The 22140-nt window shown below is 65.9% G+C and carries 22 protein-coding genes and 5 pseudogenes; 18 read left to right on the forward strand and 9 right to left on the reverse strand.

The genetic code is table 11. The annotated features are described in order from the left end of the window. Positions 1-9: 9 nt before the first annotated feature. Positions 10-1659 carry a glucose-6-phosphate isomerase gene (gene pgi, locus G6N13_RS03825; RefSeq protein ID WP_163694878.1) on the forward strand — a complete coding sequence of 550 codons (1650 nt, stop codon included), beginning with the start codon at positions 10-12 and terminating at the stop codon, positions 1657-1659. A 96-nt stretch (positions 1660-1755) separates the two neighbouring features. Here the strand turns inward: pgi and G6N13_RS03830 are convergent. The 5 genes and pseudogenes from G6N13_RS03830 to cobF form a co-directional block, all read right to left on the reverse strand. Next, a pseudogene (locus G6N13_RS03830) lies at positions 1756-2110 on the reverse strand (SDR family NAD(P)-dependent oxidoreductase); the annotation flags it as partial. A gap of 39 nt (positions 2111-2149) precedes the next feature. Next, a complete protein-coding gene (locus G6N13_RS03835) occupies positions 2150-3013 on the reverse strand; it encodes an Fpg/Nei family DNA glycosylase (protein WP_163694879.1) in 864 nt (287 codons plus the stop codon). A 9-nt stretch (positions 3014-3022) separates the two neighbouring features. Further along, positions 3023-3241, reverse strand: coding sequence for a hypothetical protein (locus G6N13_RS03840; protein ID WP_163694271.1), 219 nt, complete (start codon positions 3239-3241; stop codon positions 3023-3025). Between the two features lie 125 nt (positions 3242-3366). After that, on the reverse strand, positions 3367-3759 hold the full coding sequence (locus G6N13_RS03845) for a phage holin family protein (protein WP_163694880.1): 393 nt from the start codon (positions 3757-3759) through the stop codon (positions 3367-3369). An 18-nt stretch (positions 3760-3777) separates the two neighbouring features. Next, entirely contained in the window at positions 3778-4512 is a 735-nt protein-coding gene (gene cobF, locus G6N13_RS03850; RefSeq protein WP_163694881.1) for a precorrin-6A synthase (deacetylating), read from the reverse strand. A 44-nt stretch (positions 4513-4556) separates the two neighbouring features. Here cobF and G6N13_RS03855 point away from each other — a divergent pair, with 44 nt between their 5' ends. Together G6N13_RS03855 and G6N13_RS03860 are read left to right on the forward strand one after the other, a co-directional pair. Then, positions 4557-5030: a DUF2231 domain-containing protein gene (locus G6N13_RS03855; protein ID WP_163694882.1), complete on the forward strand. Its 474-nt coding sequence runs from the start codon at positions 4557-4559 to the stop codon at positions 5028-5030. A 79-nt stretch (positions 5031-5109) separates the two neighbouring features. Continuing rightward, a complete protein-coding gene (locus tag G6N13_RS03860) occupies positions 5110-5976 on the forward strand; it encodes a TIGR03619 family F420-dependent LLM class oxidoreductase (protein WP_163694883.1) in 867 nt (288 codons plus the stop codon). Between the two features lie 3 nt (positions 5977-5979). Here the strand turns inward: G6N13_RS03860 and G6N13_RS03865 are convergent, their stop codons facing one another. After that, positions 5980-6780 carry an enoyl-CoA hydratase/isomerase family protein gene (locus G6N13_RS03865; protein ID WP_163694884.1) on the reverse strand — a complete coding sequence of 267 codons (801 nt, stop codon included), beginning with the start codon at positions 6778-6780 and terminating at the stop codon, positions 5980-5982. Between the two features lie 131 nt (positions 6781-6911). On the opposite strand from G6N13_RS03865, the gene G6N13_RS03870 reads away from it, so the two are divergent. From G6N13_RS03870 to rnhA, 3 genes are read left to right on the forward strand one after another with little or no spacing between them, the layout of a single operon-like run. Beyond that, positions 6912-8780: a propionyl-CoA synthetase gene (locus tag G6N13_RS03870; RefSeq protein WP_163694885.1), complete on the forward strand. Its 1869-nt coding sequence runs from the start codon at positions 6912-6914 to the stop codon at positions 8778-8780. Next, positions 8777-9403 (forward strand): VOC family protein, encoded by a 627-nt coding sequence (locus tag G6N13_RS03875; protein ID WP_163694886.1) that lies wholly within the window; start codon positions 8777-8779, stop codon positions 9401-9403. The genes G6N13_RS03870 and G6N13_RS03875 overlap by 4 nt, the downstream gene beginning before the upstream one ends. Further along, positions 9400-9873: a ribonuclease HI gene (rnhA, locus tag G6N13_RS03880; RefSeq protein ID WP_163694887.1), complete on the forward strand. Its 474-nt coding sequence runs from the start codon at positions 9400-9402 to the stop codon at positions 9871-9873. The genes G6N13_RS03875 and rnhA overlap by 4 nt, the downstream gene beginning before the upstream one ends. Here rnhA and G6N13_RS03885 read toward each other — a convergent pair. Next, on the reverse strand, positions 9856-10491 hold the full coding sequence (locus G6N13_RS03885; RefSeq protein ID WP_163694888.1) for a maleylpyruvate isomerase family mycothiol-dependent enzyme: 636 nt from the start codon (positions 10489-10491) through the stop codon (positions 9856-9858). The two genes, rnhA and G6N13_RS03885, sit on opposite strands and share 18 nt — an antisense overlap. Before the next feature lie 58 nt (positions 10492-10549). On the opposite strand from G6N13_RS03885, the gene G6N13_RS03890 reads away from it, so the two are divergent. Further along, entirely contained in the window at positions 10550-11914 is a 1365-nt protein-coding gene (locus G6N13_RS03890; RefSeq protein ID WP_163694889.1) for an HNH endonuclease signature motif containing protein, read from the forward strand. On the opposite strand, the gene G6N13_RS03895 is transcribed toward G6N13_RS03890, so the two are convergent. Further along, positions 11911-14199 (reverse strand): ATP-dependent DNA ligase, encoded by a 2289-nt coding sequence (locus G6N13_RS03895; protein ID WP_235677916.1) that lies wholly within the window; start codon positions 14197-14199, stop codon positions 11911-11913. The two genes, G6N13_RS03890 and G6N13_RS03895, sit on opposite strands and share 4 nt — an antisense overlap. A 34-nt stretch (positions 14200-14233) precedes the next feature. Here G6N13_RS03895 and G6N13_RS03900 point away from each other — a divergent pair, with 34 nt between their 5' ends. From G6N13_RS03900 to G6N13_RS03945, 10 genes and pseudogenes are all read left to right on the forward strand, one after another. Further along, positions 14234-14461 carry a hypothetical protein gene (locus G6N13_RS03900; RefSeq protein ID WP_235677917.1) on the forward strand — a complete coding sequence of 76 codons (228 nt, stop codon included), beginning with the start codon at positions 14234-14236 and terminating at the stop codon, positions 14459-14461. A 35-nt stretch (positions 14462-14496) separates the two neighbouring features. Continuing rightward, positions 14497-15357, forward strand: a complete 861-nt coding sequence (gene ku, locus G6N13_RS03905; protein ID WP_163694891.1) for a non-homologous end joining protein Ku — start codon at positions 14497-14499, stop codon at positions 15355-15357. Positions 15358-15451: 94 nt separating this feature from the next. Beyond that, positions 15452-16243 carry an SDR family oxidoreductase gene (locus G6N13_RS03910; RefSeq protein WP_163694892.1) on the forward strand — a complete coding sequence of 264 codons (792 nt, stop codon included), beginning with the start codon at positions 15452-15454 and terminating at the stop codon, positions 16241-16243. Between the two features lie 22 nt (positions 16244-16265). Then, positions 16266-17342, forward strand: a complete 1077-nt coding sequence (locus G6N13_RS03915) for an NAD(P)H-dependent amine dehydrogenase family protein (RefSeq protein WP_163694893.1) — start codon at positions 16266-16268, stop codon at positions 17340-17342. Positions 17343-17367: 25 nt separating this feature from the next. Further along, the gene (locus G6N13_RS03920) at positions 17368-17631 is read left to right on the forward strand and encodes a hypothetical protein (RefSeq protein WP_235677918.1); all 264 of its coding nucleotides are present in this window, start codon (positions 17368-17370) and stop codon (positions 17629-17631) included. A 70-nt stretch (positions 17632-17701) separates the two neighbouring features. Further along, entirely contained in the window at positions 17702-17905 is a 204-nt protein-coding gene (locus G6N13_RS03925; protein ID WP_235677919.1) for a hypothetical protein, read from the forward strand. 42 nt (positions 17906-17947) lie between these two features. Further along, positions 17948-19195 (forward strand): Nramp family divalent metal transporter, encoded by a 1248-nt coding sequence (locus tag G6N13_RS03930; protein WP_407663865.1) that lies wholly within the window; start codon positions 17948-17950, stop codon positions 19193-19195. 77 nt (positions 19196-19272) lie between these two features. Then, positions 19273-19581, forward strand: a pseudogene (locus tag G6N13_RS24830) (poly-gamma-glutamate hydrolase family protein); the annotation flags it as partial. Between the two features lie 215 nt (positions 19582-19796). Further along, positions 19797-20212: pseudogene (locus tag G6N13_RS03940) on the forward strand (phenazine antibiotic biosynthesis protein); the annotation flags it as partial. A gap of 47 nt (positions 20213-20259) precedes the next feature. After that, positions 20260-20619: pseudogene (locus G6N13_RS03945) on the forward strand (hypothetical protein); the annotation flags it as partial. A gap of 63 nt (positions 20620-20682) precedes the next feature. On the opposite strand, the pseudogene G6N13_RS03950 reads toward G6N13_RS03945, so the two are convergent. Next, positions 20683-21184 (reverse strand): annotated as a pseudogene (locus G6N13_RS03950) (glutamate-cysteine ligase family protein); the annotation flags it as partial. Between the two features lie 94 nt (positions 21185-21278). Here G6N13_RS03950 and G6N13_RS03955 point away from each other — a divergent pair. Beyond that, entirely contained in the window at positions 21279-22112 is an 834-nt protein-coding gene (locus tag G6N13_RS03955; protein ID WP_163694896.1) for an LLM class F420-dependent oxidoreductase, read from the forward strand. The last annotated feature ends 28 nt before the right edge of the window (positions 22113-22140 follow it).

The raw sequence follows: 22140 nt of genomic DNA on the forward strand, positions 1-22140 counted from the left end.
GTCGAACGAATGACAGGAGACATTTCCGCTACCCCCGAATGGAACGCGCTGCGTCGGAACCACGACCAGATCGCCGGGAAACACCTCCGAGAGCTTTTCGCCGAAGACCCCGATCGCGGCAGCGAGCTCACGCTCACCGTCGGTGACCTCTACATCGACTACAGCAAGCACCGCGTCACCCGGGAGACGCTGGCGCTGCTAGTCGATCTGGCCAGGGCCGCTGACCTCGAAGGCCGCCGCGACGCGATGTTCGCCGGCGAGCACATCAACACCTCCGAAGACCGTGCGGTGCTCCACACCGCGCTGCGACTGCCGCGGGGCGCCGAGCTGGTGGTGGACGGCCAGAATGTGGTGGCCGACGTGCACGAGGTGCTTGACGCGATGGGCGACTTCACCGACCGGCTGCGCAGCGGCGACTGGCTGGGCGCCACCGGCGAACGCATCAGGACCGTCGTCAACATCGGCATCGGCGGCTCGGATCTGGGCCCCGTGATGGTGTGTCAGGCGCTGCGGCATTACGCCGACGCCGGCATTTCGGCACGGTTCGTCTCCAACGTCGACCCAGCCGATTTGGTGGCCAAATTGGACGGACTCGACCCTGCCACAACACTTTTCATCATCGCTTCCAAGACGTTCTCGACGCTGGAGACGCTGACAAACGCGACTGCGGCGCGGCGCTGGCTCACCGACGTGTTGGGTGATGCCGCGGTGTCGAAACACTTCGTGGCCGTCTCGACCAACTCCAAGCTCGTCGACAACTTCGGTATCGACACCGCCAACATGTTCGGGTTCTGGGACTGGGTGGGCGGCCGCTATTCGGTGGACTCGGCGATCGGCCTTTCGGTGATGGCGGTCGTCGGCAAGGAGCGCTTCGCTGAATTCCTCGCCGGCTTCCACGTCATCGACGAGCACTTCCGCACCGCGCCCCTGGAAGCGAATGCGCCTGTGCTGCTGGGCCTCATCGGGCTCTGGTACAACGAGTTCTTCGATGCGCAGGCCAGGGCTGTGCTGCCGTACTCCAACGACCTGACGCGCTTCGCGGCGTACCTGCAACAGTTGACGATGGAGTCCAACGGCAAGTCGGTGCGTGCCGATGGATCGCCTGTCACCACCCGGACCGGCGAGATCTTCTGGGGCGAGGCCGGCACCAACGGCCAGCACGCCTTCTACCAACTGCTGCACCAGGGCACCCGCCTGGTGCCGGCCGATTTCATCGGATTCTCCCGGCCCACCGACGACCTGCCCACCGCCGACGGCACCGGCAGTATGCACGACCTGCTGATGAGCAACTTCTTCGCGCAGACGCAGGTGCTGGCGTTCGGCAAGACCGCGGCCGAGATCGCCGCAGAGGGAACTCCGGCGAACGTGGTGCCGCACAAGGTGATGCCCGGAAACCGGCCCACCACGTCGATTCTCGCGACCAAGCTGACGCCGTCGGCGGTCGGGCAGTTGATCGCGCTCTACGAGCACCAGGTGTTCACCGAGGGCGTGATCTGGGGCATCGACTCGTTCGACCAGTGGGGTGTCGAGCTGGGCAAGACGCAGGCCAAAGCGCTGCTGCCGGTGATCACCAGCGACGGCTCACCGGCCGAGCAGACCGACAGCTCGACCGACGAACTGGTGCGCCACTACCGGGTGCAGCGCGGCCGGACTCGCTGAGCCGCCAGGCGAAGCAGAGGTCCGGCCAACGGCACAGCCGGACTCGCTGAGCCGCCAGGCGAAGCAGAGGTCCGGCCAACGGCACAGCCGGACTCGCTAGGCGAACGGCGTGGTGAACCGCGGCGGCAGCACCTTCAGCAAGGCCACCAACGGAATCCACGGCCAGCCCGGTACGCCCGCTTTCGCATTCGATAGCGTTGACCATGTGGCGCGCACCGGTGTCGTTGTCCACCATCAGCATGGTGCTGTCGGACTTGCCGGTCATCTCCGACTCGATGTGGCCGGGCTCGACGACCGTGACTTTGATTGGGCCGGAGGCATATTCGGCGCGCAGGGATTCACCCAGCGAGGTCACCCCGGCTTTGCTCGCGGCGTAGGCGGCCTTGTTCGCCCACAGCTTGCCCGAGCCGAGCACCGCACCCGTGCAGATACCGGCGTTGGCGATGATCCGGTGGTGATGAGTATCTTCTGGCGGATCACCGAGGAGACGCTACTTGAGCAGCTTCGACATCCGTCTATCGGCTAACACCTTGCCCCCGGTCTGACAGGTCGGGCAGTACTGAAACGACTTGTCGACGAACGACACCTCACGCACGGTGTCCCCGCACACCGGGCATGGCAAGCCGGTGCGGGCGTGCACCCGCAGCCCGGATCGCTTCTCCCCCTTCAGCGTTGCCGCCTGCTGCCCCACCGAACGCTGCACGGCATCGGTCAGCACCGAGATCATCGCGTCGTGCAGCGCACCCAGTTGTGCGGCGGTGAGTTTATTCGCGGTCGCGAACGGGGACAGCTTCGCGACGTGGAGGATCTCGTCGCTGTAGGCGTTTCCGATCCCGGCGATCACCTTCTGATCGGTGATCACCGTCTTGATCCGGCCACTGTGGGGTTTGAGGATCTCGGCCAGCTGTTCGGGCCCGATCTCCAGCGCGTCGGGGCCCAGTGTCGCGATGCCCGGCACCGTGGCGGGAGCGTCGACGATCCACACCGCCAGCCGTTTCTGGGTGCCGGCCTCGGTCAGGTCGAAACCGGCCGCCTCGCCGGGTGTTCCGAGGTGCACCCGTAGGCCGATCGGTCCCTTGCCCGGTTTGAGCGGCACCGCCGCGAGCTTGTCACTCCATTTCAGCCACCCGGCGCGCGATAGGTGGGTGATCAACCACACCCCGCCGACCTGCATACCGAGGTACTTACCCCACCGCGCCGCACCCGTCACGGGTTGCCCGTGCAGCGCCGTCGGCGGCGGATCGAAGGTCTTCAGCACCGACAGCGCCGCGACGTCGATGCGCCCGACCGATGTGCCGACGGCATGTCGGCGCAGATGGTCAGCCAGGGCCTCGACTTCGGGCAGTTCAGGCATGCTTCCAGACTAGAGAAGCGTCTCGCACGTGATGGGTAGCCCGGTGATTCGTCTACCGGTCGCGTTGAAGACCGCGTTCGCGATCGCGGCCGCTACCCCGACGATCACGGTCTCCCCGAGCCCCTTGCCGCCGATCGGTTCGGCTATGGAGTATTGGAATGCGTCACCTTTCTTGGCGCCGGTCAGACTCAGGTGTTCGCGCCGCAGGCCCAGTAAGGCGGTCGACATCAGGGCCACGGTCGCCGCAGTGGCCACCCGATGCGCCGACACCTGCTGCAGCGCCGAGAGACGTGCGCCCGGGACGTGGCATTCTGTCCGCTGCCGACCTCAGGACGTGACGCTGGCAGCGGGTCCTAGTGGCGGTCGGCGTCTTTGAAGGGCAATGAGAACAGCCAGCTGACGATTGAGAGCACGATCGCGGCCCAGATGGCGGTCCACCAGAACTGGTTGATCTGCAGTCCCCAGTGGGTGGTGTGCTCGGTGATCCCGGCGGTGATCCACAGCATCAACGCATTGATGACGACGTGGATCAGCCCAAGGGTGAGGATGTAGAGCGGTATCGACAAGAACTGCACGAGCGGTTTGAGAATCGCGTTCACCAAGCCGAAGATGACCGCGACCACGAGAATGATGCCGGCCCGCTGCAGCGTGGAATCCCCGCCGACGAAACTGATGCCGGGCACGACCAGTGTGACGACCCATAGCGCCAGTCCGGTGACTGCTGCGCGGAGGATAAACTGTCCCATGCGGCGATCTTCGCAGAGCTAAGCCCGCAAGAGATAGATGTCCATGATCCAGCCGTGTCGGGCACGCGCGTCGGCCCGCAGCGCCGCGAGGGTTTCGCCGATCTCACCGACGGTGCCCGACATCAGCAATTCGTCGGGCGTGCCGAGGTAGGCCCCCCACCAAATCCGGGTCTGCGGTGGGCACCTGAGGAACGAACACTCGCCGTCGAGCATCACCACCGCCGAGCCCGCCAGGCCGGTGCTGCGCAGCTGCCGCCCGGTGGTGATCAGCACGGGTTCGCCGACGTCGTTGAGTGGGATCCGGTGCCGCGCGGTGAGTGCCTGCACCGCGGTGATCCCGGGGATCACGTCGAATTCGAACTCGACATGGTCGGCGACCTCGTTGAGGATCCGCAAGGTGCTGTCGTACAGCGACGGATCGCCCCACGCGAGAAAGGAACCGACGCCGTCGGGCCCAAGCTCGGTCTCGATAGCCTGAGCCCACAACCGAGCGCGGGCATGGTGCCAGTCGGCGACGGCCTGGGTGTACTCGCCGTCGGCCGCTCGTTGCGGATCGGGCAGCTCGACAAAGCGATAACGCTGATCGACGATGAACCGCTGGCAGATCTCTCGGCGTAATGCGACGAGATCGCTCTTGGCCTCGCCCTTGTTCATCGCGAAGAACACATCGGTGTCGCCCAGCGCACGGATCGCCTGCGATGTCACGTAATGGGGGTCGCCGGCGCCGATGCCGATGACGTGGATGGTGCGCATGTCGGTGAGCCTATCGAGCGGCTCGTGCGCCGAGAATCGAAAGCATGTCGAGATTCAACGGACTTCCCGCCCACGTTCTGTTGGTTCACTTCATCGTGGTCTTGGGCCCCCTGACGGCCGCATTGGCGATCCTGTGCGCGCTGTGGCCGGCTGCTCGGCAGCGCCTGGTATGGCTGGTACTAGCGCTGTCGCTGATCGTCGCGGGGCTGACCCCGTTGACCACCGAGGCCGGCGAGTGGCTCGAGGACCGCGTGGGGCACTCGCCGCTGCTGGAGGCCCACACTGAGCTCGGCGACACCATGCTCTACTTCTCGCTGGCGTTGCTCGTCGCGGGGGTACTGCTGGCCGTGGTGCACCTTCGGGCCGGCCGCGGGCAGCCGCTACCCACCCTGCTGTCGGTCGCCGTGGCGGCCTTTGTCGTGGTGGCAGGAGTCGCAATGATCGTGCAGGTCTATCGCGTCGGCGACTCCGGCGCCAAGGCCACCTGGGGACAGGTGGCCGCCAATCCCACCCGATGAGCCAACCCTCCCGATGGGCGAGTCCCACCTGATGCGACAGCGGCAGCTGGCACAGGGGAACGCTACCTAGCATCGCGGTATGCGATTCACGTATGCCGAGGCCATGACCGATCCGACGTACTACATCCCGCTCGCCAAGTCCGTCGAGGCCGCCGGGTATCACGCGATGACGATTCCGGACAGCGTCGCCTACCCGTTCGAATCGGACTCCACCTACCCCTACACTCCGGACGGCAACCGGGAGTTCTTGGACGGCAAGGCATTTATCGAATCATTCGTGTTGATGGGCGCGCTGGGTGCGGTCACGACGACCTTGCACTTCAACCTCTTCGTCCTCAAGCTGCCGATCCGGCCGCCCGCCCTGGTGGCCAAGCAGGCCGGCTCTCTGGCGGCACTGATCGGCAACCGCCTCGGCCTCGGCGTCGGCACCAGCCCGTGGCCGGAGGACTACGAGGTGATGGGCGTCCCGTTCGCCAGGCGCGGCAAGCGGATGGACGAGTGCATCGCGATCATCAAGGGACTTACCAGCGGTGAGTACTTCGAGTTCCACGGCGAGTTCTACGACTTTCCCAAGACGAAGATGACGCCGGCGCCGTCGGCGCCAATCCCGATCCTGATCGGCGGGCACGCCGATGCCGCGCTGCGCCGGGCCGCGCGCAACGACGGCTGGATGCACGGCGGTGGCACCGAGGACCTCGACGAGCTGCTGGTCAAGCTGAACCGCTACCGCGAGGAGGAAGGGACGACTGATCAGCCCTTCCAAATCCACGTCATCTCACTCGATGCCTTCACCGTCGACGGTGTGAAGCGCCTGGAGGACAAGGGCGTCACCGACGTGATCGTCGGCTTCCGGGTCCCCTACATCAAGGGACCCGACACCGAGCCGCTGGACGCCAAGATCCGCAGCCTCGAATGGTTCGCCGAGAACGTGATCGCGAAAATTTAACTGCTACAGCGGATCCCACTTCGCAGCCCGCTTCTCGCGGTGCGCCATCGCCGCCTCGTGCGGGTTGTTGGTGAAGCCGGTCAGCACCTGCGTGCGGTTCTCGATCTCTTTGGCGTGCCGAAGGCTCGGCGCGTCGAGGGCGGCGTTGAGCCCGGTTTTGGTCTGCCAGACCCCGAAGGCGTTGTTGGCGGCGATGGTGCGCGCCATCTCCAATGCGGAATCGGCCAGCGTGTCGGCGGGCACCACCTCGTGCACCAGCCCGATCCGGTAGGCCTCCGCCGCGTCGATGATCCGCCCGGTGAGCATCATTTCCCGTGCGGCGCCCGCGCCGACGATCTTGGGCAGCAGGTAGCTCGTCCCCATGTCCATCGACGAGAAGCCCGCCTTGATGAACACCGAACCGAAGCGCGCGGTCTCCGACGCGATCCGGATATCGCAGTGCAGCGCGTAGGCCAGGCCGCCGCCGACGGCTACCCCGTTGACCGCCGCGACCACCGGGATCGGCAACTCGTAGAGCCTGGTCAGCTGGTCGGCGAGGCGGATCTGGCCGTCGTACATGGTCTTGAACTGGGCACTCGCGGGTTCGACCCATGGCTTTCCGGTGCCGGTGAGATCGGCACCCGCGGAGAAGCCCCGGCCTGCTCCGGTGAGGACGGCGACCCGGTACTTCCACGAGCTGAGCTCGTCGAGAACGGCGTCCAGTCCGTCGAGCAGGTTTCCGTCGATCGCGTTGAGCAGCTCGGGCCGGTTGAGGGTGATGCCGGCGATTCCGTCCTCGAGTTCAGAGAATTCCACAGCAGCCATGGCGGGAGATTAACTCGCGGCCTCCTCGGGTACCCCAGCCGCCATGGCAACCGTCGACGTGGCTGTCCCCTCCCCTGTCCCGCCCCAGCCGCGCTGACCTGATCGAGGCCCGGCCACAGTACGGTGCTTGGATGGCTGCATACCGTGAGTTGTTCGACGCCAGCGTCGCTGACCCTGCCGGGTTCTGGGCGCAGGCCGCCCGCGCGGTGTCGTGGACGCGGGCACCGCAGCGCATCCTCGACGACACCAACCCGCCCTTCTACCGCTGGTTCCCCGACGCCGAGTTGAACACCTGTGCCAATGCACTCGACCGGCATATCGATGTACGCGGCAACCAGCTCGCGCTGATCTACGACTCCCCCGTCACCGGAACCAAACGGACTTTCACGTATCGCGAATTGCTTTACGAGACAGCATGTTTCGCTGGTGTTCTGCGCGAATTGGGGGTCGGCAAGGGCGACCGGGTGGTGCTCTACATGCCGATGATCCCCGAGGCAGTGATCGCCATGCTGGCCTGCGCACGCCTGGGCGCGGTGCATTCGGTGGTGTTTGGCGGGTTCGCCGCCCACGAGCTGGCGACCCGCATCGACGATGCGCAGCCGGTGGTGATCGTCTCGGCGTCCTGCGGTATCGAACCGACGCGAGTCATCGAGTACAAGCCGATGCTCGACCATGCGCTGTCGTTGGCCGCCCACGAGCCGGCGGCATGCGTGATCGTCCAGCGCGACCGGCATCCCTGCGATCTGGTCGACGGCCGTGACGTGACATGGGCTTCTGCCATGGCCGACGCCGAGCCTGTTGACCCGGTCCCGGTGGCCGCCACCGATCCGCTGTACGTGCTCTACACCTCCGGCACGACAGGCAAGCCCAAGGGAATTGTGCGAGATAACGGCGGCCATGCCGTCGCGCTTTTGTGGACCATGCGTCACATCTACGACATCGACCCCGGTGACGTGTTCTGGGCGGCCTCCGATGTCGGGTGGGTGGTGGGCCACTCCTATATCGTCTACGGTCCGTTGCTGGCCGGAGCGACGACGGTGCTCTACGAGGGAAAGCCCATCGGCACACCGGATCCCGGCGCGTTCTGGCGGGTGGTCGCCGAGCACGGGGTGAAGGCGTTGTTCACCGCGCCGACCGCGATCCGGGCGATCCGCAAGGAGGATCCGCACGCCGCGCATGTCGAGCACTACGACCTGTCTTCGCTGAAATATCTGTTCCAGGCGGGCGAACGGCTGGACCCCGACACCTACGCCTGGGCAACAGCCAAGCTCGGCATCCCGGTCGTCGATCACTGGTGGCAGACCGAGACCGGCTGGGCGATTGCGGCCAATCCGATGGGGGTCCAACACCTTCCGCTCAAGGCCGGCTCCCCCACCATGCCGATGCCGGGCTACGACGTACAGATCCTCCAGGTCGACGGCTCGCCCTGCGCGCCGGGCGAGGAGGGCGACATCTGCATCAGCCTGCCGCTGCCGCCGGGAACCCTGCCGACCCTGTGGGGTGACGACGCCCGGTACGAGAAGTCGTATCTGCGCGAGCATCCCGGTTTCTATCTGACCGGCGACGGCGGTTACATCGACGAGGACGGCTACCTGTTCGTGATGGGCCGGATCGACGACGTGATCAACGTTGCGGGACACCGGTTGTCGACGGGATCGATCGAGGCGGTGCTGGCGGCGCATCCCGCGGTGGCCGAGTGTGCGGTGATCGGGGTGGCCGACGAGATCAAGGGTCAGGTGCCGCGCGGCTTCGTGGTGCTCAAGGCCGGAGCGTCGGCCGACGGCCTCGCCGAAGAGTTGGTGGCCGCGGTGCGCAACGAGATCGGTGCGGTGGCCTGCTTCCGACTTGCCGACGTGGTGCCCGCCCTGCCGAAGACCCGCTCGGGCAAGATCCTGCGCAAGACGATGCGCGGTATCGCGCACGGCAAGGATGAGCCGATTCCCTCGACCATCGAGGATCCGGCGGTGCTGGACACGTTGCGGCCGATTCTGCAGCAATGACCATCACCGTCGACGAATTCCAGATCGCTGACCCGGTTGACGCTTGGGAGACAGCGGGTTTCAGTGTGGACGCCGACGGAGTCTGCCGCATCGGCGACGTTCGGATTCGGCTCGTTGGTTCTGACGGCGGCATTCTGGGCTGGGCGTTGCGGGGATTGCCTGCGGACGGTGCGGTCGACGGCATCCCGACCGTCCGGTCCGACAGCGTCCCCGCCGAGCCGGCCACGCACGCCAACGGTGTGACGTCGATCGACCACGTCGTGCTGCTGTCGCCCAACCTGGCGCGGACCGTCGAGTCACTGGCGGCCGTCGGGCTGCAGCCGCGCCGGGAACGCGATGCCGAACTCGGCGGCCACGCGATGCGGCAGATCTTTTTCCGGCTGGGATCGGTGATCCTCGAGGTCGTCGGTTCACCCGACGCGGCGGCCGACGGTCCGTCGTCGTTGTGGGGCATCACGTTCGTCGTCGCCGATATCGATGCGACCGCGGCGTTCTTCGGTGATCGCGCGTTGCCTGTCAAGGACGCCGTGCAGCCGGGACGCCGGATCACCACGCTGCGGCATCGCGATCTGGGCATGTCGGTCCGGACGGCGATGATCTCGCCGCCTATTCTCGGCGGATGACCGAGCCCGCCGGCGACATCGTCGTGATCCACACCGACGGCGGCTGCCGACCCAACCCCGGGCCCGGCGGCTGGGGAGCGGTGCTGCGCATGCGCCATCACGTCCGGGAGATGTGCGGCGGCGAGCCCACCGAGACGAGCAACAACCGGATGGAGTTGACCGCGCCGATCATGGCGCTGGAAGCCCTCACCCGATCGGTGACGGTGCACCTCTATACCGACAGCACCTACGTCCGCAACGGCATCACCAAGTGGGTGGTCGGCTGGCAGCGCAACGGCTGGCTGACGTCGGCCAAGCAGCCGGTGAAGAACGTCGACCTGTGGCAGCGACTCCAGGCCGCCTGCGCGCAACACCAGGTCGAATGGTTCTGGGTGAAGGGCCATTCCGGTGTAGCCGACAACGAGTTGGCCGATCAGTTGGCGACGCGAGGTCTGGAAGAGGCGGTCGCGGCGTCAGCGATTGCGATCTGAGCGGCCGCGTTGGCTGAGGATCAGGACGCCGGGTCCAGTCAGGTCGGCATATGTGCTGCGGCGTCGTGCCATGGCCATGAGGATGGCTTCACCGGGTCCCCGTACTTCGGGACCGCTTCCGGTTGACCAGTCGAAATCAGTCGCGACCAGTCTGGCTCCACGGGTGTACCAACCGCCGCGGATCAGCGGAGCCACCTTGGCGAATTCAAGCGCTGCACGGAGGCGTTCGGCGGGTATTGCACGCGGCAGGTTGAGCGGCCGGCGGATGTCCTGTTGATGGATCATGCATTCCACCAGTGCAACTCGACTGCCGAATCCTGAGCCGACGCCTTGTGGCTTGGCGTGAGCTCGCATGATGCCGACGATGCGTGCCGGCGGGCAGGGCAAGAGGCTGTGCACGTCGGCGGCGTTGAGCCGGTCGAGGTTGAATCGGTTTTTGGCCAGGGCTGCGGTGAACCCTGATCGTGTGCGGTCGAGGTAGGCGATCGCATGAGCGGCGACGTCACGGACGCGCCAGCTTCCGCACAGGGTTGGAGCATTCCATTGCTGGTCAGTCAGGCCGGCAAGTAGGTCGGCGAACTCGTCGCGCTCTTGGCTGGCCAGGGTTGTCAGGTCCATCGGTGCTCACTGTCGCATGAGCGCCAAACTTGTCGGTGGGCGGACATAGTATTCGAACATGTGTTCGATCGAAGCCATGCGCGAGGGTCTGACCGCTGCGGTCGACACTCTTGTCGCTCTCGACTTCGACGCGCTCGATCCGCCCGAACGGTTCGCGGTCCTGGAATGGATGGAAACCCAGCAGCGGCGCCTGACGGCGGTGTCACACGCCGGGGTGGCCCGGTTGGAGCGGTTCGAGGGCTGCCCGAAGCTGCCGATGGCGTTGGCTGATGTGTTGCGAATCAGTCCTACCGAAGCGCGCCGCCGAATCAAGGACGCCGAACAGCTGGCGCTGCGCACCGCGTTAACCGGTGAACTCCTGCCGCCGCTGCTACCGGAGACGGCGAAAGCCTGGCAGGCCGGACAACTCGATGGCGAGCACCTGGAAGTGATTCAGAAGTTCTTCGGCCACCTGCCCGGCCATGTCCCCCCGGTTGAGGTGGAGTGGGCCGAGAAGTCCTTGGCCGAGCATGCGGTGAACCTACGCCCGGACCAGTTGGCGAAGGTGGCCACCCAGTTGAGCCTGGTGCTCAACCCCGACGGGGTGTTCTCCGATAAGGACCGCGCCCACCAACGCGGCTTCACCTGGGGTCGGCGTCGCGCCGACGGCATGCGCGAGGGCAAGCTGGTCGCCGACCCGGAGTTGCAGGCCGAGTTCGAACCCTGGTTCGCGAAATTCGCCGCCCCCGGGATGTGCAACCCCGACGACGAGAACCCCGCCGTGCTCGGCGAACCCACCGACCGGGCCGCCGCACGCGACTCACGTAGTCACGCCCAGCGCAAGCACGACGCGCTCAAAGCCCTGGTCCGAGGACGGCTGGGTGATCCGAAACTCGGTCAGCACAACGGATTACCAGTCACCGTGATCGCGACCGCCACCGTACAAGACCTGCAGAAGCAGACCGGCCACGCGGTCACCGCCGGCGGCACCCTGCTCCCCATCCCCGATCTCATCCGGATGGCCACCCACGCCTACCACTACCTGGCCCTCTTCGACGGAGTAAACGGGCGGGCGTTGTGGCTGGGACGCACCAAACGCGTCGCCTCAGCCGATCAGCGAATCATCCTGCACGCCAAAGACCGTGGCTGCACCAGGCCCGGCTGCGACGCACCCGGCTATCACAGCGTGGTCCATCACGCCGCCCAAGACTGGAAGAACGGCGGCAACACCGACATCAACGACCTCACCCTGGCCTGTCCCCCCGACAACGAGCTCGTCGAAACCGGCGGCTGGGACACCCGAATACTCCCCAACGGACAAACCGAATGGATCCCACCACCCGGGCTGCCCATGCTGCGCGGCGGCGTCAACAACTACCACCACCCCGAACGGTTGTTGGAGAACGATAGCGACCCGCCGTCGGAGGATTCAGGCGCGGCCTAACCCGGCAGCTCGACCTCCACCTCGGAGGGCTCCTTGTCGGCCCGCAGGCCGCGCCAGCTCGGGTGGCGCAGCCGGCCGTCGGACGTCCATTCGCCGTAGCGCACCTCGCCCACCAATTCTGGGCGCACGTAGCTGACACCCTTGGCGTCGAGTCGGGGAAGCGGTGCAGCAAAGGGAGATTCGTCGGTGTGCAGCGGTTCGAGGATTTGCTTGAGCCGGGCCAGCTCCTTCTCGGAGAATCCGGTGCCCACCCGGCCGATGAACCGCAGGCCACCCTCGCCGGGGATGCCGAGCAACAGCGCGCCGATCCCACCGGAGCGTCCACCGTTACCCTCACGCCAGCCGCCGATCACGGCCTCCTGCGTCTTCCAGTTCTTGTCCTTGATCCACGACGACGAGCGCCGGCCCGGCTGATAGGTCGAGTCCCACTTCTTGGCGACCACGCCTTCCCACTTCTGCTTCTGGGAGAACCTGAGAGCGTCCGTACCGTCACCATCGATCAGTGGTGGCACGATCAAATCCGTTCCTTCGGCGAAGGTTTCCAATATCTTTCGCCGGTCGCGGTACTTCGCCTTCAACAGCGACCGCCCGTCGAGCCGCAAGATGTCGAACGCCCAGAACTCGATCTTGGTGGCGCGCGCCCGATTCTGCATCTCACCGAAGTTCGGCACACCGTCGGCATCCAACGCCACCACCTCGCCGTCGAGAATGACATCATGCTCGGCGAGATCGGCTGCCAGCGAATGCAATTGCGGATAGTCGGCGGTGAGATCACGCCCGCTACGCGACTGCAGTCGCAACTCACCGCGCACGATCTCCACCAGGAGCCGGTACCCGTCGAACTTGCCCTCGAACCCGTATTGCGCCGCGGTCAGCTTCTCGACCGAACCCAAGGTCGCCAGCATCGGCGAGTAATCCGACAACCGTGGCGAGGACTGCTCCTTCATCCGGTGCGCCAGCCATTGATTGCCATTGGTCTGAATCAGCGCATAAAGCCCCGAGATTCGCTGGCCGCGCAGGTCGACGATCACCTCGCCGCCCTTGTCCGCGCCGGAGTCCCGGAACTTCTCCGCCTCATACGTCCCGGAATCCCAGATGACCACTTTGCCGCCGCCGTATTCGCCCTTCGGGATGTCGCCGGCGAACGTCGCGTACTCCAGCGGGTGATCCTCGGTGCGCACGGCGAGGTGATTGACCGCCGGGGTGTCCGGCAGGTTCTTGGGCACCGCCCACGACACCAGCACACCGTCGCGTTCCAGCCGGAAGTCGTAGTGCAACCGTCGGGCGTGGTGTTCCTGGATGACGAACGTGTTGTTGCCACCGATCGCAGGCGTGGCATGAGGCACCGGCTCCGGCGTCTTGGCTGAGTCCCGCATGCTCCGGTAGGTGGTCAGACGGTCTTCGGCAGGCGCGTCGGCGTCCATACCGGTCAGCAGATCGCCGTGCTCGGCAACCCGGGCCAGCACCTCGCGGTGGTCCAGATGTCTCAGCTTCGGATCGCCGATCTCCTCCCACGTCCGCGGTGCGGCGACCGTCGGATGGTCCCGCCCGCGCAGCGAGTACGGCGCGATCGTGGTCTTCGACCCGTTGTTCTGGCTCCAGTCCAGAAAGACCTTGCCGGCCCGGACACTCTTGGTCATCGTGGCGGTAACCAGCGTGGGCATGCTCTGCTCCAACTGCTGAGCCACCCGGCGGGCCAGTGTCACCGCCCCGTTACTGCTGACTGGATCGGCCAACGGGGCGTACAGATGCAGCCCCTTGCTGCCACTGGTGAGTGGATACAGCGTCAGCCCGATATCGTTCATCAGCTCCCGGACGGCGTCGGCGACCTCGCCCAGCTGGGGCATGGTCACCCCCTCGCCGGGGTCGAGGTCGAAGACCAATCGCGTTACCGGTCCGGGCTTTCCGGCCGAGGTGAAACGCCATTGCGGCACATGGACTTCCAGCGCGGCCTGCTGCGCGATCCACGCCAGGCCCGTTGAGCTGTCGATGATCGGGTACGCGGTGCTGCCCGAACGGTGCGTGACGGTCGCGCGAGCAAGCCAGTCCGGCGCCGAACTGGCGAGCTGTTTTTCGAAAAACGACGACTCGTCGACACCGTTCGGCCAGCGTTTCCGCGTGACCGGTCGCCCCGCGATATGCGGCAGCATCACCTCGGCGATCGCGGTGTAGTAGGAGAAGACATCGCCCTTGGTGGTGCCGGTGGCCGGGTAGAGCACTTTGTCGGCATTGGTCAGCGCGACGCGCGGTCCCTTCGTCGCGCCCGGCGGCCACACGTCATTCACCACCCAACGGTATTACCCGCTGCTCACGTGAACTATGACCAAAATGCTGGTAGCCGCCTTACTGGCACTGCCCGCGTTGTTCGGGGTTCCGCAGGCCGGCGCCGAGCCGGAAGAACACATTCCCTACTGCACGGCCGGCCAAAACCCGGTGGACAGCAACTGCCGGCCCGCGCCGTATCAGGAAACCAATGACGGCATGGCTCCCGGCGCGAATCCCGATCTGCCTGTCGGGCTTAATCCGGGCGGCCAGCCCGCTATCTGACCCAGCAACACCGATCGGCCCTGCATACTGCAGATATGCGTTCCATCTGGAAAGGCTCGATCGCATTCGGTCTGGTGAACGTCCCCGTCAAGGTGTACAGCGCCACCGAGGACCACGATCTCAAGTTCCACCAGGTGCACGCCACCGACAGCGGCCGCATCCGCTACAAGCGCGTCTGCGAAGTGTGCGGTGAGGTGGTCGAATACCGCGATATCGCCAAGGCTTACGAGTCCGACGACGGCCAGACCGTGATCATCACCGATGACGATATCGCCACCCTGCCCGAGGAACGCAGCCACGAGATCGAGGTGGTTCAGTTCGTTCCCGCCAGCGAGATCGACCCGCTGATGTACGACCGCAGCTACTTCCTCGAGCCGGACGGCACATCGTCGAAGTCCTATGTGCTGCTGGCCAAGACACTCGCCGACACCGATCGGGTGGCGATCGTGCATTTCGCCTTGCGCAGCAAGACCCGGCTGGCCGCACTGCGGGTTAAGGATTTTTCCAAGCGCGAGGTGATGATCGTGCACACCCTGCTGTGGCCCGACGAGATCCGCGATCCCGACTTCCCGGTCCTCGATAAAGAGGCGGAGATCAAGCCCGCTGAACTGAAGATGGCCGGACAGGTCGTCGATTCGATGTCGGACGACTTCCACCCTGAGCAGTTCCGCGACACCTATCAGGAACAGCTCCTTGAACTCGTCCAGGCGAAGCTGGAAGGCGGCGAGGCGTTCACCACCGAGGAGCAGCCCGCCGAGCTGGACGAGACCGAGGACGTCTCCGATCTGCTGGCCAAGCTCGAAGCCAGCGTCAGACGACGCCGTGGTGAGGCCGGCGACGACGACGCGGCACCGGCGAAAAAGGCAGCGAAAAAGGCTCCCGCCAAGAAGGCGTGAACAAAATAGAACGTGTTTCAATCTCGTTCCGAATTTCGTGTCAAGAACCTCAGAGAACTTGTTACGGTTTTCGCGGACAAGGGAAGAGGGACACGTGATACTCGACAAGTTCAGACTTGATGGTCAAGTTGCAGTAGTCACCGGCGGCGGTCGGGGCCTGGGTGCCGCCATCGCCGTCGCATTCGCCGAAGTCGGCGCCGACGTTGTCATCGGCTCACGCACGCAGTCCGAGTTGGAGTCGGTCGCCAAGCAGATCGAAGCGGTCGGGCGACGGGCCCATATCGTCGTCGGCGATCTCGCCCATCCCGACACCACCGCACAGCTGGCCGGCACTGCGGTCGAGGTGTTCGGCAAGCTGGACATCGTCGTCAACAACGTCGGGGGCACCATGCCCAACGCCTTGCTGAACACCAGCGTCAAGAACATGAAGGACGCATTCACCTTCAACGTGCTCACCGCACACGCACTGACGCTGGCGGCCGTGCCTCTAATGCTCGAGCACTCCGGCGGCGGCAATATCATCAACATCACTTCGACGATGGGCAAGCTGGCCGGCCGTGGCTTCGCCGCCTACAGCACCGCCAAGGCAGCGCTGGCCCACTACACCCGGCTCACCGCGCTGGACCTGTCCCCGAAGATCCGGGTGAACGCCATCGCGCCGGGTTCGATCCTCACCTCGGCGCTAGAGGTCGTGGCCTCCAACGAGGCCCTGCGCGATCCGATGGAGAAGGCGACTCCGATGAAACGACTCGGCGATCCGCTCGACATCGCAGCGGCCGCCGTCTATCTCGCGTCACCCGCCGCGAGCTATCTGACCGGCAAGATGATCGAGGTCGACGGCGGCCTCATCGTGCCGAACCTCGACCTTCCCATCCCCGACCTATGATCCCCGATCTGTAAGGAACACCATGGCAATCCGCGTCGCACAAGTCGGCACCGGCAACGTCGGTGTCCACGCGTTGAAGGGTTTGATCACCAACCCCGCGTTCGAGCTCACCGGTGTCTGGGTGTCTTCGGATGCCAAGGCCGGCAAGGACGCTGCCGAACTGGCCGGCCTCTCCGGTACGACCGGCGTCACGGCCACCACCGACCTCGACGAGGTGCTGGGGGCCAAACCGGACTGCGTTGTCTACAACGCACTGGCTGATAACCGGTTACCCGAGGCGCTGGAAGACTATCGTCGCATCCTGGCCGCCGGGGTGAACGTCGTCGGCAGCGGCCCGGTTTTCCTGCAGTGGCCATGGCAGGTGATTCCCGATGAGATGATCCAGCCGCTGGAAGATGCCGCCCGGCAGGGCAATTCGAGCCTGTTCGTCAACGGTATCGATCCAGGCTTCGCCAACGACCTGCTGCCCCTGGCACTGGCGAGCACCTGTCAGAGCATCCAGCAGATTCGGTGCATGGAGATCCTCGACTACGCCACCTACGACAGCGCCACGGTGATGTTCGACGTGATGGGCTTTGGCAAAGCGATGGACGACATCCCGATGCTGTTGCAGCCCGGTGTGCTGAGCCTGGCCTGGGGCTCGGTGATCCGCCAGATCGCGGCCGGCCTCGATCTCGAGCTCGATGGCATCGAAGACATGTATGTGCGCGAGCCGGCCCCCGAAGACATCGAGATCGCCGCAGGCACCATCAAAAAGGGCACCGCGGCGGGACTGCGGTTCGAGGTGATCGGACTGGTCGGCGGGGCACCGGTCATCGTCGTCGAACACGTCACCCGGCTGCGCGAGGATCTTTTTCCGGAATGGCCGCAGCCCGTTCAGGACGGCGGCAACTACCGCATCGAGATCACCGGCGAGCCGTCCTATGCCATGGATCTGTGCCTGAGCTCGCCCAACGGCGACCACAACCACGCCGGGTTGGTGGCCACCGCGATGCGCCTCGTGAACGCCATCCCGTCCGTCGTGGCCGCACCGGCCGGGATCCGCACGACAATCGACCTACCACTGGCGACTGGCAACGGGCTGTACGCTTCTGGCTAAGAGGAACTGGCGGAAGGGAATGCCGATGCGGCACAGGCTCCGCTACGTGTTTCCTTTTCTCGCCGCCGCCGCGGCTGCGTTTGCCCCTGCAGCAGGTGCCGATACGACGTTGATCTCGCCGTCAGTTCCCAGCTGCGTCGATACCGGGGGCAGCTCGGTCATTGGTGGGCAGACCACTCACTGCGCCACGCCCGGCTACGTGCAAGCCAACGCAACCCCGGAAGTCCCGGAGGACCTCGCCTACCCCTGGGGCGGCGGGGTCGGGGGCCACGGCGGCGGGGGCCGCTGAGTTCCAGATCGCGGCCACCAAGGAGGCCCATATGGTTACCAGGATTGTTCTTGGGGCTCCACTGCTGATCGTGGCTACGGCCGTCGTACTGGCCGCCCCGGCGGCAGCACGGCCGGCACAGTGCACCGACACCGGACCCAGCACGACGGTCTGCCAAACCCCGGGCCACGCCCAGATCACCACGTCGCCCAACCCGGCCCTGCAGAATCCGCTGGCCGGCTGGGGCTTCGGCGGAATCGGGATCGGCCTCGGCGGAGTCTTCATCGGCCTCTGACGCGAGCCAGCTAGTTTCGGGTACCCTTACTTTCTTGTTTGAGTGTCCGGAGAGAAGGCTCATCGATTGGCACAGGTGACCCGCGCCCCCAAGCGGGGCTGGTATCTCCTTGGCCCGGCGTTCGTGGCGGCCATCGCCTACGTCGACCCGGGGAACGTCGCGGCCAATATCAGCGCCGGTGCACAGTTCGGGTTCCTGCTGGTGTGGGTGATCGTGGTCGCCAACGTGATGGCCGGGTTGGTGCAGTACCTGTCGGCCAAGCTGGGGCTGGTCACCGGCCGCACGCTGCCCGAAACCGTCCGTGACCACACCCGCACCCCGAGCCGTATCGGGTACTGGCTTCAGGCTGAAGTAATCGCGATCGCCACCGACCTTGCCGAGGTGGTGGGTGGCGCGATCGCGCTGCGGCTGCTGTTCGGGCTGCCGCTGCTGCTCGGCGGCGTGATCACCGGTGTGGTGTCGCTGCTGCTGCTCGTCGTGCAGGACCGGCGCGGTCAGCGGGTGTTCGAGCGGGTGATCACCGGGCTGTTACTGGTCATCGCCATCGGGTTCCTGTCCAGCCTGTTCGTCAAGACACCGCCGGCCGCTGATGTGCTGGCGGGTTTGGTTCCCCGATTCGGCGGCCCGGAAAGCGTGTTGCTGGCCGCCGCTATGCTCGGCGCTACCGTGATGCCGCACGCTGTCTACCTGCATTCCGGGCTCGCCCGCGACCGGCACGGGCACCCCGACGCCGGTGCGCCGCGGGCCCGGCTGCTGCGCATCACCCGATGGGATGTCGGCATCGCGATGCTGGTGGCCGGGGCGGTCAACCTATCGATGCTGCTGATCGCGGCGACCAACCTGCAGGGCCGCGACGGCACCGACTCGATCGAGGGCGCGCACGCCGCCGTCCGCGACACACTCGGGCCGACGGTGGCGCTGCTGTTCGCGATCGGCCTGCTGGCTTCCGGGCTGGCCTCGACATCGGTCGGGGCGTACGCCGGGGCGATGATCATGCAGGGGTTGCTGCACAAGACCGTTCCGCTGCTGGTGCGCCGGCTGATCACGCTGATCCCCGCGCTCGTGGTGCTGGCCATCGGTATCGATCCCAGCCGCGCACTGGTTATCTCCCAGGTGGTGTTGTCGTTCGGTATCCCGTTCGCGCTGATCCCGTTGGTACGGCTGACCAGCAATCGCACGCTGATGGGTGCCGATACCAACAGCCGCCTGACCACCGCTCTTGGCTGGACGGTCGCCGCGATCATTACAGTGCTGAACGCGGTGTTGATCTGCCTGACGCTTGCGCGCTGATGCTCCGCCCGCACTTTGCCTACGGGTCCAACCTTGACGTGCAACAGCTGGCCCGGCGTTGCCCCGAGGCCGCGGACCCGCGGCCGCTGGCATCGAACTCCTCTGGGCCGCAATCACTTTCCGAACTCTTGGCCGACCCGTCGATCGTCGAGGAGAGCCAGCTCAGATCGCGGTTCGGGTTTCTCGCCATTCACGGTGGCGGGCTGGAGCAGATGACCGACGCCATCGCCGAACGTACCGCCGAATCTGACCGCCTCGCCGCGTTTCTCGACCACGTCGACGTGGCGGTGTCGGTGCATGGCTACGGCCGCATCGGTGGCAGCACCGGTATCGGAGAAGCGCATCACCACGTTCAGCACCGACGTGGTTGCGCTGACCTTCCAGGACGGTCCCGATCCCCGGCCGCACCGTCACCGCGACGGCGGTCGTTGAGTAGGGCCCGACGTCCAGCGGGCTCGCCGTGACCGCCACACCGGTGACGTGGTTGCATCCGACGAGGTCGCGTCATCACATCAGCATGGATACCGCAGGCGAACTCCTGCATACGAATTGGTTAACGACCGCCCCGTCCGGTGTCACTTTCGGTCAAGCTGCTCCAGGATTGAACCAATTGCGCGACGCCCGGTCGAGGACCCGATTCCACGCGGTTACGGCTCACCACCGCCGATCCGGCTGATCTTCGAATCCGGGGGCACCACGGACGCACCCAAGCGAACGGCTCAGCTGCCGGACTGGGTGGCCCAGGTCGCCGACTGGCAGACCGACGACTTCCGTCGCCCCGGATTGCTCGGCGGCCGCGGCTTTCTCTGCATGATGCCCAGCGACCCGCACGGGGTGGGCGACAAGGTCCGCTTCATTCTGCTCAGCGGTGCGCATGTGGACCTCGACACCCTCGACGTGCCGCGCGACGTCTTTCCGGCCGCGGCCATCGCGATGGTGTTCGGCAGCACGACGATCCTGTCGCAGGCCCAGACGGCCAGATCGGCGACTCGGTCGCCGAGGTCGCCCCGGTCGCCCCGGTCGCCGAGCTGAGTATCGCCCCGCCCCTCTACATCGCCCGAGCGATGGCCACGCAGCGCAAAACCACGCCGCTTCCCGCCGATCAGCGCCGTGCCGCCCTGCACAAGGCCGGCGCGGTGCCAGATTGGCAGACTGCGCCGCCTGGGCACGCAGCGGCTATCTGGGCCCGGCGCGGCGAGCTGTTCGGTGTGCACGCCTCCGGCAATGCGCCGGGCGTGCACGGTCTGTGGCCGCAGGCGTTGGCGATGGGGTACCGCGTGGCGGTGCGGCCGTCGCGGCGCGAACCGTTCACCGCGCACCAGCTGGTGGCGGCGTTGTGTGAGGCCGGTTTTCGCGAGGACGATGTGACCTACCTACCCACCGACCATGCCGGGGCAGACGAGATCATCGCCGCGGCCGACCTGGGCGACGGTTCAGCGGCGAACTCTCGGCAGCCAGCGCTGTCATCACCGCGGCACGGGTCCAGTGTCGCCAGCAGGAGCGCCGGCACCGAGCAGCATTTTCACCATCGCGTCGTAGTGCTCGGCCAAATCCACGTGCGGCGGCGGTCCCCGCGCTGGGCCAGCGATTCCACAGCACGCTGCGCCAACTGGCGTGACCGCTGTCGGTGCCACGCGGTTCGACACCTCGACGTAATCGTGGCAGCCGCAGATGACGCTCATTGTCGGTGATAGCAAAGGTGTGCGGCACCGTCGGCGACAGAGCGACTGCGAGCAGTTATGCGCCGGCCTTCTCGGCCGACTCGGCTGCAACCAGGCGTAGCTGGGTGATCTGTTGGCGCAGTTCAGAACTCGTTTGCGCTACCTCGGTGACAGTCTCGACCTGACACGTGGTCAGTTCGAGCTGTAGGTCGACACCGGCGGCGGCCGCGTATCTGGCGACGTCAGCGTTGCGGGCAATTGGCTCACCAGTGCTGGGGGCGACGAGAAGGAATTCCTCCTCCACGCCGACGCTGGGGGTATTCACAATTCACCAGAATGCCCGGCTCGGGGGCACGGCAAAACGTGCCGCGTACCGAGACAGGCGCTGTCGATCAGAGCAGACCCGGTCCTAACATGCCGGGATGGGCAGAGACTTTCGCTTCGGCATCGGTGTGCGATCGGTCAAGTCAGCACAGAAGCTGCGCGACACCGTCCGACGGTTCGAGGATTTCGGCTTCGACGTCCTACACGTCCCAGACCATCTCGGCCGGTTCGGGATCCCGGCGCCGTTCCCCACCATGGTGGCCGCCGCGGAGTATTCCAAGACCATGCGGGTGGGCACGTTCGTGATCAACGCGGCGTTCTACAAGCCCGCGATCCTGGCCCGCGACGCCATCGCCGTCGACGTTCTCAGTGAGGGCCGGCTGGATCTCGGGCTGGGCACCGGATATGTCCGCGAGGAATTCGAAGCCGCCGAGATGCCGTATCCGAGTGCCGGCGAGCGGGTAGACCACTTGCGGCACACCACCACATATCTCAAGGACACCGCACCGTCGATCCCAATCCTGATCGCGGGCAACGGTGATCGGGTGCTGCGGATCGCGGCACAGCACGCCGACATCATCGGGCTCACCGGCGGTGGGGTGCCCGAGTATCCCGGCCACGATCCGCTCGCCGAGCGCATCGAGTTCGTCAAGGCAGAAGCCGGTGACCGGTTCGCCGACCTGGAACTCAACATCGCGATCACCGGGGTGCCCACCGATTCCTCGGGAATCCCGGACCTGGCACTGACCCGCGGCTACGCTCCCGACGCCACCGAGGAACAGCTGCTGGCGCTCCCCACCGTCCTCACCGGTACCCCGCGCGATATCGCCGACACCCTGCGGGCGCGCCGAGACGATTACGGGATCACCTACTTCACCGTGCAGGACTACCACGCGGAGTACTTCGCCAAGGTCATCGCCGAACTGCGCTGACCCCTGCGTGGGCGGAGTTGCAGGCGAC

Origin of the sequence: Mycolicibacterium sarraceniae, from assembly GCF_010731875.1 — a bacterium.
GTDB classification, from domain to species: Bacteria; Actinomycetota; Actinomycetes; order Mycobacteriales; family Mycobacteriaceae; genus Mycobacterium; species Mycobacterium sarraceniae.

Excerpts from the sequence above, each read along its gene's own strand:
- G6N13_RS03860 (WP_163694883.1), top strand. The coding sequence starts at position 5,110 with ATGCGATTCACGTATGCCGAGGCCATGACCGATCCGACGTACTACATC.
- G6N13_RS03890 (WP_163694889.1), top strand. The coding sequence starts at position 10,550 with ATGTGTTCGATCGAAGCCATGCGCGAGGGTCTGACCGCTGCGGTCGAC.
- G6N13_RS03955 (WP_163694896.1), top strand. The coding sequence starts at position 21,279 with ATGGGCAGAGACTTTCGCTTCGGCATCGGTGTGCGATCGGTCAAGTCA.
- G6N13_RS03865 (WP_163694884.1), bottom strand. The coding sequence starts at position 6,780 with ATGGCTGCTGTGGAATTCTCTGAACTCGAGGACGGAATCGCCGGCATC.
- G6N13_RS03915 (WP_163694893.1), top strand. The coding sequence starts at position 16,266 with ATGGCAATCCGCGTCGCACAAGTCGGCACCGGCAACGTCGGTGTCCAC.
- cobF (WP_163694881.1), bottom strand. The coding sequence starts at position 4,512 with ATGCGCACCATCCACGTCATCGGCATCGGCGCCGGCGACCCCCATTAC.
- G6N13_RS03920 (WP_235677918.1), top strand. The coding sequence starts at position 17,368 with ATGCGGCACAGGCTCCGCTACGTGTTTCCTTTTCTCGCCGCCGCCGCG.
- G6N13_RS03900 (WP_235677917.1), top strand. The coding sequence starts at position 14,234 with ATGACCAAAATGCTGGTAGCCGCCTTACTGGCACTGCCCGCGTTGTTC.
- G6N13_RS03870 (WP_163694885.1), top strand. The coding sequence starts at position 6,912 with ATGGCTGCATACCGTGAGTTGTTCGACGCCAGCGTCGCTGACCCTGCC.
- G6N13_RS03885 (WP_163694888.1), bottom strand. The coding sequence starts at position 10,491 with ATGGACCTGACAACCCTGGCCAGCCAAGAGCGCGACGAGTTCGCCGAC.
- ku (WP_163694891.1), top strand. The coding sequence starts at position 14,497 with ATGCGTTCCATCTGGAAAGGCTCGATCGCATTCGGTCTGGTGAACGTC.
- G6N13_RS03855 (WP_163694882.1), top strand. The coding sequence starts at position 4,557 with ATGTCGAGATTCAACGGACTTCCCGCCCACGTTCTGTTGGTTCACTTC.
- G6N13_RS03845 (WP_163694880.1), bottom strand. The coding sequence starts at position 3,759 with ATGGGACAGTTTATCCTCCGCGCAGCAGTCACCGGACTGGCGCTATGG.
- G6N13_RS03875 (WP_163694886.1), top strand. The coding sequence starts at position 8,777 with ATGACCATCACCGTCGACGAATTCCAGATCGCTGACCCGGTTGACGCT.
- pgi (WP_163694878.1), top strand. The coding sequence starts at position 10 with ATGACAGGAGACATTTCCGCTACCCCCGAATGGAACGCGCTGCGTCGG.
- G6N13_RS03835 (WP_163694879.1), bottom strand. The coding sequence starts at position 3,013 with ATGCCTGAACTGCCCGAAGTCGAGGCCCTGGCTGACCATCTGCGCCGA.
- rnhA (WP_163694887.1), top strand. The coding sequence starts at position 9,400 with ATGACCGAGCCCGCCGGCGACATCGTCGTGATCCACACCGACGGCGGC.
- G6N13_RS03840 (WP_163694271.1), bottom strand. The coding sequence starts at position 3,241 with ATGTCGACCGCCTTACTGGGCCTGCGGCGCGAACACCTGAGTCTGACC.